Source organism: Oribacterium sp. HCP28S3_H8 (assembly GCF_052064775.1).
Lineage (GTDB): Bacteria > Bacillota > Clostridia > Lachnospirales > Lachnospiraceae > Oribacterium.
In genome coordinates this window covers 278,780-295,632 of sequence record NZ_JBQHUZ010000004.1, presented here as the reverse complement: position 1 = coordinate 295,632, position 16,853 = coordinate 278,780, and the positions used below count along the sequence as shown (strand labels likewise).

Sequence of the window (16,853 nt, the reverse complement as noted above, 5' to 3'; positions counted from 1 at the left end):
CGTTTTCTCCTGTCTATGGATCTGGTTTTGCTGTCCCCAAACGGCACCACTGCACATTTTGTACGCATAAGCATGACATAAAAGTCATTGCATACATGCAATCCCTGCGGATAACACGATCCGTATGGTAAAACTAGAATCCAAAGAGGACAGAAGCCCATAGTTTCAGAGACTCTTCCCTCAGAAATAAATAAATGTCCCGTCCATCTCCACGGCACAATTCTAACCGACAAAAGCTTAAAAAGTGTATCATAATATACACAAAACTTCAATGACTTTCACTTGCAAAAATTTCAGTCTATGCTTCAGTTCGCAGCTGCTATGCGGCTTGGCGCCAGTGTTGTGCCTGCCTCGGCACTTCCCGTTGATCTCAAAGCAGCTCCCTCATGCACATATCCCTCGTCATCTACGGAAATGTCGTTGGAGATCTGCTCCATGGCGTCGTAGGCACTACTTATGTCTCCTGCGTCAGTCAGCATCACTGTGCTTCCGTTAGAGGAAGTCCCCGGAAGGATGCGAAGCTTAAGTCCGGACGCATCTTCCTCAGAAGACTTCTGCTTCTTATTTTTAGAAGTCATCGATGACTGTCCGGCTGATTTTGTCAAAGCCGCCTCGGACCTTGACCCGGACTCCATTTCTGTTTCGGTTTCCCCGTTTCCGCTTTCCGCTCCAAAGGTCACTTCCAGCAGCGCGGTGCTTGGGATCGAGCTTCCGAAGACAAAATTTCCAAGGCTGTATACGATCGGCTTGCCATTGTAGTATTCAATTCCCTGCAGCACATGCGGATGCGCTCCAACCACGAGATCTGCGCCGGCATCAATCAGTGCATGTCCCATGTCCGTCTGCACCGAGTTGGGCTGCACCGCCCGCTCTTCGCCCCAGTGCATGTACACAACGACATAATCCACCTGCCGCCGGACATCCTTGATTTCCTTGGTCAGCTGTTCTGCATTGTCATAAGCCGAAAACAGTCCCGGTTCATTTGGTCCCGCAGCCCAGTCGATTTCCGGCATGACTCTGGTGCAGCCAAAAAATGCAAAGGTCTTGCCTTTGATATTCAGAATCAGCGGGCGTCTCGCAAGCTCCTGATTCTTGCCGGCGCCGACATACTGAATCCCGGCATTTTCCAGTGTCTCAATGGTATCCCCAAGCGCGTCCTCTCCATAATCCAGCGTGTGATTGTTGGCAAGCGTCACAAGCTTAAGGCCCATCTCACTTAAAATATTTACATGCGCAGGATCCACTCTAAATGTATACTGCTTGTTTTCCGCCGCGTCCCCGCGGGTACTGAACGGAAATTCTTCATTCGCCATAAAAAAGTCCGCATGGCTGATTGCGTCGAGGTAGTCCTGAGATACGACTCCGGTGATGTCGCCCTTACTCTGATAGGCGTTGAGGGCATACTCCGAGAGGTAAACATCACCGCCAAACATCAGCCTGACCGCGCCGTCCATTGCCTCTTCCGCACCGCTGCCATCTGCGTCACCCGCGGCCTGCGCATCGCCGTCACCGTTTCCCGTGCCAGCGTCGTCCGGAAAAAAATGGCGCACCCCGGGGATCTGCGGTCCAGCCCAGTTGATAAACCCTTCGGCATTTTTCCGGAAACCTGCATTGAATGTAAACAGTAGTGTAAAAACCACTTCGAGCAAAAGCACAACACCGATCACAGCTAAGACTACCATGCCCGGATGATGTCCCTCGTCGGTATGATCCCAAAACTCCTCCTTAATATGCCCTGTGTGGCGGTCAGCCCGGATCGGATACGGCGCAATCCTCTGACTCTCTCCAGCGCTTACGGATGTATGGTTCATTCCGGTCTCGGACCCGGCTTCCTCTAAAGCTTCAAATTCCGTTCCGGTTCCACCGATTGCCGGATGATTTGTGACACGTTTCACCATCCTGCCATGCGGGCGGTGTCCCCCGGTCTCTTTGGATACAGTGGATGCCGGAATCGGGGTGTCATGAGCAGCGGCTGCTTCAGGGCGCTTGTTACTTGCATCCGGGTCTGTGTCTGCCTCCGCTTCTGTATATCCACCTTTTTTGCGGGTGCGCTTCTGCATCCGAAGCTGCTCCATCTGCTCCTGCCGCCTTGATTCCGCGCGTTTCCGTTCATATTCCGACTGCTCCCGGGCAGCCCTGTCCTGATCCTCCTTATTCCACCTCTGAAGATCCGCCATAAGCTTAAGCTGGTCCTGGTACTCTCTTTGCTCTTGCTCCCTGGTTTCTGCTTCTTTTGCCCTGGCGTCAATCTCTGCCTGCGCTTTATTTTCAGAAAGCTCCCGCCTGCGGATCGCCTCGGCCTTATCAAACTCCTCGGCAAGCTCCCGGATTGGTTTCTCTGATGCCGGAACCGTGTTTTGATCTGATGTTGTATCAGCCCTTTGTTCCGAAGCTTCATCGATCTCTACTGGTCGTACTGCCTCCGCTTCGGGCGGATTTGCTGCTATGTCTCCTGCCGGACCTTCCACCGCGCTTTTACGCAAATTCTCCGCCGGGCGTTCTACCGGCTCCTCCAGATCCAGAGACTCCTCCTCAAGATCACCCTCCTCAAGGTGCTTTGCCTTACGGGACTTGCCACGGGTACAGGTTTTCATGGCTTCCTCCCGCTGGATCCGGAGACGCTCCAGCTGCTCCTCTTTTTTTACGCTTTGAAGCTTCTCAAGCTGTGACTCCTGCTCTTTCCGGGCCGCATCCTGCTGTGCCTTACGATACTCCTCCTCTGTGAGCCCCAGCTCCTCCAGCTTCTGCTTCTCCGCGAGCTTCTGGTCCAGCTTTTCCGTCTCGACCCTCTGCCGAAACGCATCCTGCTGTGCCTTAATCTCGGGGTCTTTGAGATTATAAATATCTGCCTGGATCGGCACCCGTTCCTCGCGAATGTTTCCGATTCTGCGGATCTCGTCAATATGCTTACGGATCGTGGTCTGATCCGACTCATTCTGTTGATTCTGCTTATCCATACATACCTCATAAAAAGAGTTTCCTGATGTCTGCCAATAGGAAGCTCTCTCAAATTATACTATATCTTAACACAGAATCTCATAGCCTCAAAATTAAAATTTGACGGGAGAGGATGGCTGCCTCGGCGCGCATTCCATCCATATGGCTGACTCTCAGCCAAGCACGTCCAGCCCGGCCTTATACATCCTCGTTAAAGATGATACCGATCGTAGTTCCGACGCCAAGCTCACTGTGAAGGGAAATCCTGGCATGGTGCAGCTCGATGCCATGCTTTACGATGGAGAGTCCGAGTCCGGTACCGCCCCGCTCCTTGGAACGGCTTTTATCTACCCGGTAAAAACGCTCAAAGATCCGGTTCTGCTCGGCCTCCGGGATGCCGATGCCGGTATCCGATACAACAAGCTTTTTACCGGAAATATCCTTTCCGACCCAGACCTCCACACTGCCGCCTTTTTTATTATACTTGATGGCATTCTCTACAATATTATAGATCATCTCATCCAGTACCTGCCGGATTCCGCGGATCGTACAATCCTCCCCGGATAATGTCACCCGGACATCAAATTCCGCAGCCCTCGGTCCAAGCCGCTGTATCACCTCGCGGGCAAGCGCGTAGAGATTAACATTCTCCCAGTCCAGCCCGATCTTATTTTCATCGAGGCGGGACAGCTTCATGATATCATTGATCAGATTGACCAGACGGTTGGCTTCTTTATATATGCGATCCGAAAAATTGGAAATATCCTCCGGCTTGACAAGTCCGTCTCTGATAATCTCAGCATAGCCGGAAATGGACGTAAGCGGCGTTTTTAACTCGTGAGAAACATTGGCAGAAAACTCCTTACGCATATCCGCAAGTGCATCCTTGGCCCGGTTCTGCTCGTCAATACGATGCAAAAGCGGTGTCAGCTCCTCATAGGTATCGTTGTTGTTAAGCGGATCATCCAGATCCAGGTGGTTGATCGGCTCCACCAGATGCTCTGCCTGCTGGTTGGCGACATAAGCTGCAAAGGCAAGCATCAAAGCGCCGATCAGCAGCATGACCGGAAGAATTTCCAGTGCAGTAAACAAAACACTCCGCACTGGCTTTGAAATGCGTATAACTTTACCGTCCGAGAGCCGCTCTGCACAATAAAACATATCCTGCCGGAGCGTATCGGAACGGCGGGCATCCTGCCCGATCCCATGTTCAAATGCTGCTCTCACTTCCGGTCGGTCTCCATGATTCTCAAGAGGCTCGCCATGCTCCTCCGAATCATAAAGCACAGTTCCATCCGTATCAATCAGCGTAAGACGGCTGCCCGGCTCCACTGCATCCATCTCTTGCAGAAATCCCTCCCCGGAAATATTGAGCGCTGCGGCAAGATATTCCGTCTCATACCGGACATCCTCCTCAGCGAGCGTCCGCACTCTACCATAGACAAAAAAGAGCGTGATGGCATATGCGATGGCAAGCGTTGTCAACACCACCAGCAGCATGCTTGACTGGATTTTTTTACGCATTGATTTCATAAAGCCCATCACTCCACAAGCTTATATCCGACACCGCGAACCGTCTGGATCATGTCGCCCGCTGCTCCGAGCTTCTGCCGGAGCGTCCTCACATGCACATCCACCGTGCGCGTTTCGCCATTGAAATCATAGCCCCAGATGTCCGTAAGCAGCTGCTCCCTCGTCAGCACAACCTCGGTATTCATCATAAATTTGTTAAGGAGCTCAAATTCCTTAAGCGTAAGGTCAATGTTCTGCCCGTCCACATTCACAAGATGCTTCCGGGTATCCATGCGAATGCTTCCTACCTCAAGCATATCCGGGGATCCAGAACTACTTCGGTTCGCTCTCCGGAGTACCGCCTTGATGCGGGACACAAGCTCCATCATACCAAAGGGCTTTGTGACATAATCATCCGCCCCAATGTCCAGTGCCTGCACCTTGTCATATTCCGCGCCCTTGGCAGTCAGCATAATCACGGGAATGTTTTTGGTCGCGGCAGATGCCCGGAACCTGCGGAGCAGTGAGATCCCATCCTCCCCGGGCAGCATGATGTCCAGAAGCACAAGCTCCGGAAGCTCATTCTGCACTGCCGCTTCAAATTCTCTCCCGCCCGGAAACCCCTTGGCAGGAAGACCGGTACTATCCAGGGTATATACTACAAGCTCTCTGATGTTGTCATCATCTTCCACACAGTAAATCATAAACCCGTCCCTCTGTTATTCTCAGCGTTAATCCTACAGCAGCTCCATGGCAATGGCATAAGTCCCATCCCCCATGTAATTAAAATCCAACCTGAGTATATGTATAAATCTACGGTAATTTACCTGTCACGGCATAAAAATCACCAGACATGAAGCTCTAGGATCGATCTGATCAAGCTCATGCCTCCGCCTTCATCCCCAGGCCGAGATCCTCAGGATTCAGGAGTCTTACATTGTCTAATGTCTCCTCGGAAATGCTCACACAGTTATCCGCAATACGGTCCATATTGCTTAGAATATCCGAGTAGATTGGCGTCATGGCCTCGCTGCAGACACCATCGCGAACTCTCGCAAAATGCGCCTTGCTGAACTGCTTGCCGCTTTTTCTCAGCTTATTTTTAGCCTTCTGAATCATTTCCGCACCGCCGTCCGCATCTGCCTCGTGCCGCTCCAGCATGGCGACAGCCTTACGGAACATACTCTCCGCCGCGTTGACGCAGACCGCGAGCTCCTTGACTGCATCCCTGGAAAAGGCATTTCCCTCCTGCTCTGCGGTTTCCGAAGAACGCACGATGTCATGCAGTCGGTCGGACACACGGTCGATATCATTAATCACCGCCATAAGACCGGATGCCTGCTCGGACTGCTCCTGTGAAAGAGATCCTACCGTAAACATTTCGGACAGATAGTCAATAATACTTTTCTGGATAACCTTCGTATCCTGATATGCCTGTGCAAATGTTTTTTCCGTGAGTGCCAGACTCTTCTCTCCCTTCTCCGGTACACCCCGAAGCTCAACTCTTGTGAGATGGAACAGCTCCTCAACATTATCCAGGCAGCGGCGGATTTCCTGCGATACAAGATAGAGCGCCGGCACAGGCTGATTGAGCATCTTGCGGTCTAAGTACATTGGCACAGACGCTTCCATAGCATCTCCTTGTTTTTCCGGAATCAGTGTCATGACGATCTTCACCATAAGTCCGATCAGAGGAAGCCAGATGATGGTCATGGCAATGTTAAAGCAGGTGTGGGCGTTGGCGATCTGGCGGGAAATCACTTGGATTTCCGGACCTTTAGGGGAAATCATCCGTACAAAGCCGGCAAAAAGAGGGATGATAAAGGAAAACAAAATCGAACCGGAAATATTAAAGATGCTGTGCGCAACTGCAGTGCGCTTGGCATTCCGGGACTGGCCGACAGACGCAAGCAACGCTGTGATCGTCGTTCCGATATTGTCACCCAGCAAAATCGGGATTGCTCCGGCAAGACCGATTGCGGAACTGATACCATCTGCCGCAGGCTGTGAAGCAAAGCTCTGCAGCACTGCAATCGTTGCCGATGAAGACTGTACCACCAGGGTCATGACAAGACCGAGCAGAATTCCAAGCACCGGGATATCTGAAACCTTGGCCATAAGATGAGTAAAAATCGGGCTGGCAGCCAGCGGCTTCATTACGGAAGACATGATCTGGATCCCTTCAAATAAAAGTCCAAAAGAGAAAATCACCATTCCAATGTTTTTGACTTTTTCTTTTTTGGAAATGAAGTTAATCATAAATCCGACAAAAAGAATGGGGTAAATGTAATCGCTGATATCAAATGCGATTAGCTGTGCCGTCATCGTGGTACCGATGTTGGCACCAAAGATCACGGAGATCGCCTGTGGGAGTCCCATAAGTCCCGCGCTGACAAAACCGATCACCATAACAGTGGTTGCGGAGGAAGACTGCAGGATTGCGGTAACAAGCGCGCCTGCCAGAGCGCCCATAAACGGATTCCGTGTGAGGAAGCCAAGGATCGACTTCATTCGCTCGCCCGCCGCTTTTTGCAGTGCCTCACTCATGCTGTTCATCCCATACAGGAACATCGCAAGACCGCCAAATAGCCCAAAAAGTGTCGTTATGACTGATGACATAAATTTTACCTCATATTTATGATGGTTTCAGGTTCAGTGTAAGCTGCTGCTTTGCATATGGACGCGTTTTTATGATCGAGCACACCTGCGTTTGTCCGTATGCGCGGCATAGCGAAATATTACATGGTCGTTTCCACCATTTCACTATCTCCAATATGCAGGGCTTCTGTTAAATTAACATACGATGAAATGTAAAATCTATGTAAAATCCGACGAATTATGGCGTAAAGCGTCTGTAAATTGCAAAAAAGAGCCGAAGCTTCCAACATCTCCCCAATCAGATTTTAATTTGATTGGGGAGATGCCGCAATCTCGGCTCAGCGTAATGATTGCCGCCACGTTTTCGGCCTGGAAACAACAATTCAAACAAATATACCCGAATCAAAGCGGAAAATCCGGCAAAACTATCCGTCGCAAGATAGTTAATGGAGCGTTTTCGGCCTATATCAATAAAAAAAAATAAAAGTACCCGAATTTTGAACTCTTTTTCGGGTACTTTTTCAAAATATTCTCATATAGGCCGAAAGTCCGCCGCTGAGGCGTCTTTCCTAGCCCTTCTTATCCGCTGATTCGGGTATATTTTATAAAAAATATCACTATAGGCCGATAGCTCACATTAAGAAGGGCTGCGAGAAGCCCTTGCTTTAAATTCCGGTCTGTCACTCCAGCTCAAAGGCTCCGGTGTACAGCTGATAATAGCTTCCGTGCGCCTTGATCAGGTCCTCATGCGAGCCCCGCTCGATGATTCTGCCGTGATCCAGTACCATGATGACATCCGAGTTCTGAACCGTAGACAGGCGATGCGCAATAACAAATACCGTACGACCCGCCATCAACGCATCCATACCCTTCTGGACAATTGCTTCCGTACGGGTATCAATGGAAGAGGTTGCCTCATCCATGATCATAACCGGCGGGTCCGCAACTGCTGCTCTCGCAATGGCAAGCAGCTGTCTCTGTCCCTGCGAGAGGTTTGCGCCGTTGGCAAGCAGCTCCGTATTGTAGCCCTCCGGCAGTCTCCTTACAAAATCATCCGCACCGGCAAGTCTCGCTGCCGCAATGCACTCCTCATCTGTTGCATCCAGCTTTCCATAACGGATGTTCTCCATAACCGTTCCGGTAAAGAGCACCGTATCCTGCAGAATAATGCCCAGTGACTTACGAAGGTCATTTTTCCGGATATGACTGATGTCAATGCCGTCATAGGTGATCGAACCCTTCTGAATATCATAGAAGCGGTTGATCAGATTGGTGATCGTGGTTTTACCGGCTCCGGTGGCGCCAACAAAGGCGACCTTCTGACCAGGTCTTGCAAAAACATTCACATCATGCAGCACAACCTTCCTGCCGTCATAGGAGAAATCCACATCCTTGAGCTCGACATCTCCCTGCAGTCTCCGGTATTCCACGGTTCCGTCATGCAATACATTTTTCCATGCCCACTGCTCGGTACGCTCATCGGTCTCGACAATTTTACCGTCCTTTTCCTTGCATTGTACCAGTGTGACAAAGCCATGATCCTCCTCCGGCTTTTCATCCAGAAGCGCAAAAATCCGCCGTGCACCGGCAAGTCCCATGACAATCGCATTGATCTGGTTGGAAATTGCACCAATCTGACCCGCAAACTGCTTCTCCATGTTAAGGAAGGGGACAAAAACCGAGATGGAAAACGCAAGCCCGGAAAGGCTTACATTTGGAACATGCAATGCCAGCAGTAATCCTCCGACAATGGCAAGCACCACATACAGGATATTTCCGATATTTCCGAGGATCGGCATAAGGGTATTGGCATATCTGTTGGCGCGCTCCGAAACCCGGAACAGCTCATCATTGATAGCGTCAAAATCGGCCTCCGCTGCCTTTTCATGGTTAAAGACCTTGATGACCTTCTCGCCGTTCATCATCTCCTCGATAAAGCCCTCGGTCTTAGCCACCTGTGCCTGCTGCTTGATGAAATAGCGGGAAGAACCGCCGCCGACCTTCATAATCACCCTGCGCATGATCACCACACCGCCAACCACTACGAGTGTCATCCAGAAACTATAGTACAGCATCAGAATAAACACTGTAAGCAGGGAAACCGCAGACAGCAGAAGCTGTGGTACCGACACGGAAATCATCTGGCGCAGCGTATCCACATCATTGGTATAGTAGCTCATGATATCGCCATGGTTATGGGTATCAAAGTACTTGATCGGCAGATCCTGCATCCCGTCAAACATCTTGATACGGAATTTGGCAAGCGAGCCCTGCGTGATCACCGCCATGCACTGATTATAAATGACACCTGCCAAAAGCGAGATCACATAAAGTCCTGCCAGCAGAAGTACAAGGGGAATGATTTTGCCCTCGGCTGCTTCCCAGTTCCCGGTTTTCCAGTTCTGCTCGATCACCGCAATCACCTGCTGCTGGAACAATGCCGGAATCGCACTGACGACTGCATTGATCAGTATGCAGATCAAGGTAAACGGCAGGAGCTTTGGATAAAAGGAAAAAAGTGTACGGATGAGTCTTGTGAGAGTGCCATCCTTTATTCCACTCAGACGATCCGTCTTCTGCTGACCCTTCGGGTTTGCCTTATCTGCTGAAATCTGCTGCTCACGCATGATCTTCACCTCCCTTGTTCTGGGAAGTATACACTTCCTTATAAATACGGCTGCGGCTGAGAAGCTCCTCATGGGTACCAATATCGGAGATCCGTCCGCCATCCATAATAATGATACGGTCTGCATCCTGCACGGAGGATACTCGCTGAGCAATGATGATCTTAGTGGTCTCCGGAATATACTCCTTTAAGCCCTTACGGATCAGCGCATCCGTCCTGGTATCGACAGCGGATGTCGAATCATCCAGGATCAATACCTTAGGATGCTTCAGTAACGCCCGCGCAATACAGAGTCTCTGCTTCTGACCACCGGAAACGTTGGAACCGCCCTGCTCAATATAGGTATCATACTTATCCGGGAACTGCTGGATAAATTCATCCGCCTGTGCAAGCTCGCACGCATGCTTCATTTCCTCATCAGTTGCGTCTGGATCCCCCCAGCGAAGGTTCTCCTTGATGCTTCCGGAAAACAGCACATTTTTCTGGAGAACGACTGCCACCTGATCGCGCAGCGTGACAAGATCATAGTCTTTTACATTCACATGACCTACAAGAACCTCGCCTTCTGTCGCGTCATAGAGACGGGAAATCATCTGGATCAATGAAGACTTGGAGGTACCGGTGCCGCCCATGATACCGATCGTTTCACCGGAACGGATATGCAGATCGATGTCGGAAAGCACATTTCTCTCCGCGTTTTTAGAGTACTTGAAGTTTACATGGTTAAAATCAATGGAACCATCCGCAACATCCATCACAGGCTCCGCCGGATTTTTGAGGGTACTCTCCTCCTTCAATACTTCGCCGATACGCTCTGCAGACTCTGCCGACATAGTCACCATAACAAAAATCATGGACAGCATCATAAGACTCATAAGGATCTGGAAGCTATAGGTGAGCAGTGCGGAAAACTGTCCGACATCCAGTGCAAGTCCGCGCGTAGTAATGATGGTATAGGATCCGTAGGAAAGTACAAAAAGCGTGACCGCATAGAGACAAAGCTGCATCAGCGGATTGTTAAACGCAAGAATCCGCTCTGCCTTGGTAAAATCATGCTGCAGCTCTCCTGCTGCTGCGTTGAATTTTTCTTTTTCAAAATCCTCACGCACATAGGACTTTACCACCCGCATGCCGGTGATGTTTTCCTGCACAGAGTCATTTAAACGATCATATTTCTTAAACACTGCACGGAACAGCGGCATAACTGCACGCATAACCAGGCCGAGCCCTATGCCCAGGACGGGGATAACGATGACAAAAATAATCGCCATTCTGCCGCCCATGATAAATGCCGTAACAAAAGAAAAAATCAGCATCAGCGGACTGCGCGCGCCGAGACGGATGAGCATCATAAATGCAAACTGCACATTTTGAATGTCTGTCGTCATACGTGTCACAAGAGATGCGGTCTGGAAACGATCGATGTTCTCAAAGGAAAAGTCCTGAACCTTATAGAACATATCCTTTCGGAGGTTTCTGGCAAAGCCGCTGGAAGCAGTCGCGCTGGCGTACCCGGCTGTAATACCAAAGTACAGCGAGAGCATAGCCATGATTACAAGGACGGCACCATAGCGCAGAATCACATCCATGCCGCAGCCTGCCTTGATTTTATTGATCAGAGATGCTGTAACAAATGGGATGATCGTCTCCATCAGGGATTCCAGTAATACAAAAAACGGTGCCCTCATGGCAGCCGTTTTATATTCCCTGAGAGACTTCATAAGCGTTTTAACAACGTTCATCCAATCTCCTTTCTGTAAAAAATATACCATATATAGTGTGTCATTTGGGTAACTTAGCTATTCTAATGAGTTTTTTTTAAATAGTCAATGAAGAAGATGAAAAAATCCGGATATGAAAAGAACCGCAGCATTTATACTGCAGTTCTTTTCTGTGATTTACTCTAAAGGGAATCCAGCCCCTTTTCTGCCATAGGTTTTATTTATCCAAATTCTTTTTAGCAACCTCCGCAATGATGTCCACGCACTGGTCGATGCCCAGCGTACCCGCATCCAGCGTGATGTCATAGTTCTGGGACTTGCCCCAGGTCTGCTCTGTATAATACTTATAATTAAAGGATCTCTTTTTATCGATATCCTTTAACATCTTTTCCGTATGCTCCGGCTCCTTGTAGACCTCACAGATCCGCTTGATCCGCTTGTCATAATCCGCATGGATAAAGACATTAAGCACATCATTACGATCCCTCAGAATATAGTCCGCGCAGCGTCCGACGATGACACACGGTCCCTTCTTGACCAGGTCCAGGATAACCTCTCTCTGCTTGGACCAGAGATAATCCTCCGGACTCATGCCATAGCTGTTGTTTCTTGCAGAGAAGGAATACTCAAACCAGTTTCTCGCAGATGCATACTCGCCCTGTTTCTTGACATACTCCTCAGCAAATCCGGTCTTGTATGCGGTTTCCGCAATAATCTCTTTATCATAGAACGGAATACCAAGCTTTGCTGCAAGCTTCTGACCGATCTCACGACCGCCGGAACCAAACTCTCTTGAAATTGTAATAATGTTTGCCTTCATAATGTTCACCTTCCCGTTCTTAAATTATCCGCTCGGAGAAAGAGCTTCCTTATGTATTTATTTTAACATCACAAAGACCCGGATTCAACAATTTCCGGAAAATAAATTTACCGTATTTCAGTTATAGGAAATAAATATTCATATCAATTATAAGCACCTTGTTCTGCCGCTCTACCGCTCTTTGCGTCTTTTTACTGCCCTGACATTGATATGTTTCTATCCTATTTCCAGTTATTGTTCTAGCTCTCTCCCGGAGACATTTGTCTGCCAATCTCACCTGAGAATTGGAAGCCCTTTTTGGCAGCAATCACGGCTATGATTTCATTGATCACCGCCGCTGCTGCGATCGTGCCCTTAACCACTGCTGCCAGCTCCGGTCTTGACGCAGCAATGACAGCACAGAGGATCCCGGTAAATACAAGCGATACGCCAGAGTGTGGCAACAGGGTAAGCCCCAGATATTTCTGCACGGTTAGCGGCATATGCGTTGCCTTTGCACCAAATCGTGCGCCGAAATATTTACCACATGCTCGCGATACGATGTAAATAAACGTATAGAGTCCGGCGCCGATCATCAGGTGATAGTCCAGCGGCGCACCGAGATCCACGATGGATATCAGCAGGCTCACATTCAAAACAGGATTAAACCAGTAGGTGGTGTAATCGAGCTGTCTCGGCGGAATCATATTGGAAAATACTGCGGAGAAGGATACTCCCATCAGCATGTAATTAAGTGTAATCCCCTTTACAACAAAGCTATTAAAAAACAGTCCAATGACTGCGGTAGCCGTAATGCCGCTCAGCAGCACCGCGATGGTTTTGCCTTTGACCGGTTTCTTTTTAAGGACATATCCTGCCGGGAGCCCTGTGAGAACACCGATGGCAATCGGCAAAAAAATCATGACTGGAATCATATACAGCGGAACAGCGCCGCCGGAAACCTTGCTTGCGATAAAGGAATCAACGCTGAAAAGCACGACAATGCCTACAACATCATCCAGTACCGCCATCGGCAGCAAGGTTTCTGTTACCGGACCATCCGTATGAAACTCGCGTACAATCGAGAGCGCCGGGGCCGGAGCTGTTGCAAGTGCGATACTGCCAAAGGCAAGCGCCAGCCATATGGGGTAGCCAGCCATCATCATCGGGATGGCAAAGGCACAGGATACAATTAGAAATGTACCAAGCGACTGTGTTAACGTGGTGATGATGAGAGCCCACCCGTATTGATGAATTCTCGACCAGACAAGCTCTGTCCCCAGCATCAAGCCAAATGCGCACTGCATCCAGGTAATGATGATTTTATAGACCGGGTTATCCAGTACATTCTGCGGCAGCATTCCAAATCCAAAGGGTCCAAAAAGCATCCCTGCAATCAGCCAGCCGAGGATCGCAGGCATCTTGATTCTGGACATTAGTTTTCCAAAGTAAAACGCAGCCACAAGCACCGCGCACCATCTCAGGCTTAAAAGACATATTTCCATGGCTCTCATCTCCTTGCAATAATTCCATACATAAATATATTGATTACATTTCGGACATTCTGCTCATGCCGCTCAACGTCTGCGAATGTATTTTCTCCGAAATGTTCGCCTGCATTAAGGTAGTCCTGCATTCTCCTGAAAGCCTGCAGGATATCCTCAATGGACAAATCCTGCCTGAGATCGCTCAGCTTCAGGAATTGGAGGATATATGCGTCATTGGTCTCGTCGAAATCTTTTCTCAGCATAAGTATTTTTTCTTTCAGATGCTCCGGTGGAAAAAAAGCCGCATTACAAAAAAGCCTTGCATCCGTTTCGTGCGCCCGGAAATATTTAAGTCTTAGATCAAAATAATAGTTAAGCATCTGATCGCGGGATACCTCCTGCGACAGTCCCTCCCGCATATATGCATTGAGCCGCTGCAGGCAGTTTTCCAGGCATGCAAGATATAAATCATCCTTGGACTTAAAATAATGATAGATAATTCCCTTGGAAAGATTTCCGTTTTGGCAGACGGTATTTAGAGATGCAGCCTCATACCCATGTCCGGCAAACTCAATTTTTGCATGATCCAGTATTTTAGACCGTGTCAGTTGATTTTTTTCTTCTCGTTTCATAATAGGCCTCGAAATAATTATTGACCAACTGGTCGAAATAAAAATATAGCACTTATAGACCATGTGGTCAATAAGTGCTATATTTTTATTTAACTTTTTTTGTTTCAGCTTCTTTTCAGGATTCTATGCTAGAACATAACTCGTGATTCAATAATTCATACTTCATCGTGCAGCCGTAAGGCATAAGTCCGGATGAGAAAGGTAAACAAGATGAAAAACAACGTATTTGCAGCATTACTTACCTTGGGTGTCCTTGCATCAGCAACTGCCTGCGGAGCATCTAAGACGACAACAAGCACTTTAGAAGCTTCAGAAGCTTCCGTTTCTCAAGCTTCAGAAGCAGAAAGCACGACCGGATCAGACACTGAAAGCAGCTTAGCCGCGGAAGAAACTTCCTCGAAAGCAGGTGATTCTGCTTCCAAGGATGATCATCCAGCAGGCGGCGGAAACGGTGTTGTTGCCGGTCAGGTTGGCGGAGGTTATGGCGGACTTGACAAGTCCTCGGATACAGAGCTACAGAGCATGATCTCCGAGCTCACAGATAAATTTACTGTAGAAACCTACACTGATGAAGCCAGCGGTCTGAGCGTGGACTATAACATTTTCCTGCCGGCAGACTATGATGCATCAAAATCCTATCCAATGGTTGTGTTTATCGGTGACTCCTCCACAACCGGTGATGATCCTTCTGTTTCCCTCACACAAGGCTGGGGCGGTCTGATCTGGGCATCCGATGAGGAACAGGCAAAGCACGAGTGCATTGTTCTGGTTCCGTCCTTCCCGGTAACCATCCTTGACGATAATAATGGCGGATTTACCACAACGAAATATGTAGATATCGTGCCGGATATCATAGCTTCCGTAGAAGAAAAGTATTCCGTAGATTCCAACCGCATTTATGCTACCGGACAGTCCATGGGCTGCATGACAATGCTGATCACCGCTTCGGCCAATCCGGATCTGTTTGCGGCAGAGCTTTTTGTGGATGGACAGTGGGATATCACCAAGCTTTCCGGTCTTGAGTCTCAGAAATTTTTCTATGTTGTTGCCGAGGGTGATGATAAGGCCTATGAAGGGCAGACAGAGGTTAAGGACTTGCTGACCACAGATAGTCTCAGCTATGCCGAGGCAACCGATGTCAATGCCAAGGGTACCGAGGATGAGGTCAATGCGGCAATTGAAAAAGTCATCAGCCAGGGCTCCGATTATAACTTTATCAGCTGGACCAAAGGAACCGTCCTTCCGGAAAACTCAGATACCTCTGGAAAAGGCACAAGCGAGCATATGGCAGCGTTCGATTATGCCTATAAATTCAGTGCCATCCGTGACTGGCTGTTTGCCCAGAGCAAGGCTTGATGGATCGCAATATCCGATCCTGTGAAGAACTATCTCAAATCTTGCCATATATACCGTTCGCGGCTCCTTGCGGACGGTATTTTTTTACGCTGCTTTAGTTGTCACTGATCTTTTTCAGGTCGATCCTAACGGTATACGGCCCCGTCGTTAAAATATTTTTATCATAGCAGATAAGAGAAGCTTTAATATGATGAGAAAACGATTTGTGTTGACTGCGGATTAGCTGCGATGTTCAATATATTGTACAATATATTGAACAGTGTGGAGGTAATGATATGTTAGTTGTTAATTATACAACTATGCGAAACAACTTAAAGGATTATTGCGATTTGGTTTCGGATGATGGAGAAACAATTATTGTAACCAGAAAATCAAACCGTAATATTGTTGTTCTTAGTTTGGATCAATATAATGCTATGGAAAAAGAGCTCAGAAATATCAAATACCTAAAAAAAATAGATCGTGCTTTTGATCAACTTTATTCTGGACATGGTAAAGTTCATCAACTTATAGAAACAGAGGATTAATACCTCGCCAAACAAAATCAAGCACAAGGCTCAGGAGGATGCCAAGAGCGACGTCCACAACGGAATGCTGCTTGATAAACATCGTTGCAAGAATGATCAATAGTGCAACAATTCTCTCCCCGATTTTTACAGAACGACTCAGTTTCTGGCAGTCCTGCACCGTAATGTCGATTGCCACCGTGCTGGAAACATGCATGCTGGGGCAGACATTCTGCGGCGGATCGATCGAGCGGAGCAGACGGATACACCAGCTGAAAAAATCATGTCCCGGAAGCGGCTGTCGGATTTCAATGCCATTTGGCCACACAGTATACACGATCAGGCACACTGTATAACCGCCAAACAAAATAAAACAAAGCCGCAGAAACTCTTTCTTACTGCCGGAAAACAGAAAAAAGACAAGCGCGCCCGGAAACAGAATCCACCAGAGAGCATACGGCAGAAAAAACACAGGGATGGTCGGTATCAATGCATCGAGCGGACAATGGATGATATGATAATTCTCATGCGGAAACAGCTCAAGGATGCCAAAATACAATAAATAGCACGGAATATACAAAAGCACCATCGCGTACCGGTGGCTCTTAAAAAACTCCTTTATCCGTATTTTAATTTCAGAAAATTCTATTTTAGATAATTTTGATTCAAACAATTTCAT

At 48.4% G+C, this 16,853-nt stretch carries 12 protein-coding genes; 2 read left to right on the top strand and 10 right to left on the bottom strand.

All coding sequences use genetic code 11. The features are described from left to right. Positions 1 to 305 precede the first annotated feature (305 nt). The 9 genes from ACTNEN_RS06995 to ACTNEN_RS06955 all read right to left on the bottom strand — a co-directional run bounded on the left by ACTNEN_RS06995 (position 306) and on the right by ACTNEN_RS06955 (position 14,312). Complete coding sequence (locus tag ACTNEN_RS06995) at positions 306 to 2,957, bottom strand: CapA family protein (protein ID WP_441205388.1); 2,652 nt, start codon at positions 2,955 to 2,957, stop codon at positions 306 to 308. A gap of 178 nt (positions 2,958 to 3,135) precedes the next feature. Beyond that, entirely contained in the window at positions 3,136 to 4,461 is a 1,326-nt protein-coding gene (locus tag ACTNEN_RS06990) for an ATP-binding protein (RefSeq protein WP_441205441.1), read from the bottom strand. 17 nt (positions 4,462 to 4,478) lie between these two features. Further along, a complete protein-coding gene (locus ACTNEN_RS06985) occupies positions 4,479 to 5,153 on the bottom strand; it encodes a winged helix-turn-helix domain-containing protein (RefSeq protein WP_441205387.1) in 675 nt (224 codons plus the stop codon). 178 nt (positions 5,154 to 5,331) lie between these two features. Further along, the gene (locus ACTNEN_RS06980; protein WP_441205385.1) at positions 5,332 to 7,068 is read right to left on the bottom strand and encodes a Na/Pi cotransporter family protein; all 1,737 of its coding nucleotides are present in this window, start codon (positions 7,066 to 7,068) and stop codon (positions 5,332 to 5,334) included. Positions 7,069 to 7,727: 659 nt separating this feature from the next. Next, the gene (locus ACTNEN_RS06975; RefSeq protein ID WP_441205384.1) at positions 7,728 to 9,674 is read right to left on the bottom strand and encodes an ABC transporter ATP-binding protein; all 1,947 of its coding nucleotides are present in this window, start codon (positions 9,672 to 9,674) and stop codon (positions 7,728 to 7,730) included. Continuing rightward, positions 9,667 to 11,415: an ABC transporter ATP-binding protein gene (locus ACTNEN_RS06970; RefSeq protein WP_441205383.1), complete on the bottom strand. Its 1,749-nt coding sequence runs from the start codon at positions 11,413 to 11,415 to the stop codon at positions 9,667 to 9,669. Before ACTNEN_RS06970 ends, ACTNEN_RS06975 begins: the two co-directional genes overlap by 8 nt. 196 nt (positions 11,416 to 11,611) lie before the next feature. Beyond that, positions 11,612 to 12,214, bottom strand: coding sequence for an AAA family ATPase (locus tag ACTNEN_RS06965; protein ID WP_441205382.1), 603 nt, complete (start codon positions 12,212 to 12,214; stop codon positions 11,612 to 11,614). 239 nt (positions 12,215 to 12,453) lie between these two features. Continuing rightward, positions 12,454 to 13,698: a cation:proton antiporter gene (locus ACTNEN_RS06960; protein WP_441205381.1), complete on the bottom strand. Its 1,245-nt coding sequence runs from the start codon at positions 13,696 to 13,698 to the stop codon at positions 12,454 to 12,456. Positions 13,699 to 13,703: 5 nt separating this feature from the next. After that, positions 13,704 to 14,312 (bottom strand): TetR/AcrR family transcriptional regulator, encoded by a 609-nt coding sequence (locus tag ACTNEN_RS06955; RefSeq protein WP_441205380.1) that lies wholly within the window; start codon positions 14,310 to 14,312, stop codon positions 13,704 to 13,706. A 210-nt stretch (positions 14,313 to 14,522) separates the two neighbouring features. Here ACTNEN_RS06955 and ACTNEN_RS06950 point away from each other — a divergent pair, with 210 nt between their 5' ends. Together ACTNEN_RS06950 and ACTNEN_RS06945 are read left to right on the top strand one after the other, a co-directional pair. Continuing rightward, positions 14,523 to 15,668, top strand: coding sequence for a prolyl oligopeptidase family serine peptidase (locus tag ACTNEN_RS06950; protein WP_441205379.1), 1,146 nt, complete (start codon positions 14,523 to 14,525; stop codon positions 15,666 to 15,668). Between the two features lie 275 nt (positions 15,669 to 15,943). After that, entirely contained in the window at positions 15,944 to 16,195 is a 252-nt protein-coding gene (locus ACTNEN_RS06945; protein ID WP_441205377.1) for a type II toxin-antitoxin system Phd/YefM family antitoxin, read from the top strand. Here the strand turns inward: ACTNEN_RS06945 and ACTNEN_RS06940 are convergent. Then, positions 16,176 to 16,763, bottom strand: coding sequence for a phosphatase PAP2 family protein (locus tag ACTNEN_RS06940; RefSeq protein WP_441205375.1), 588 nt, complete (start codon positions 16,761 to 16,763; stop codon positions 16,176 to 16,178). The two genes, ACTNEN_RS06945 and ACTNEN_RS06940, sit on opposite strands and share 20 nt — an antisense overlap. Positions 16,764 to 16,853 lie beyond the last annotated feature (90 nt).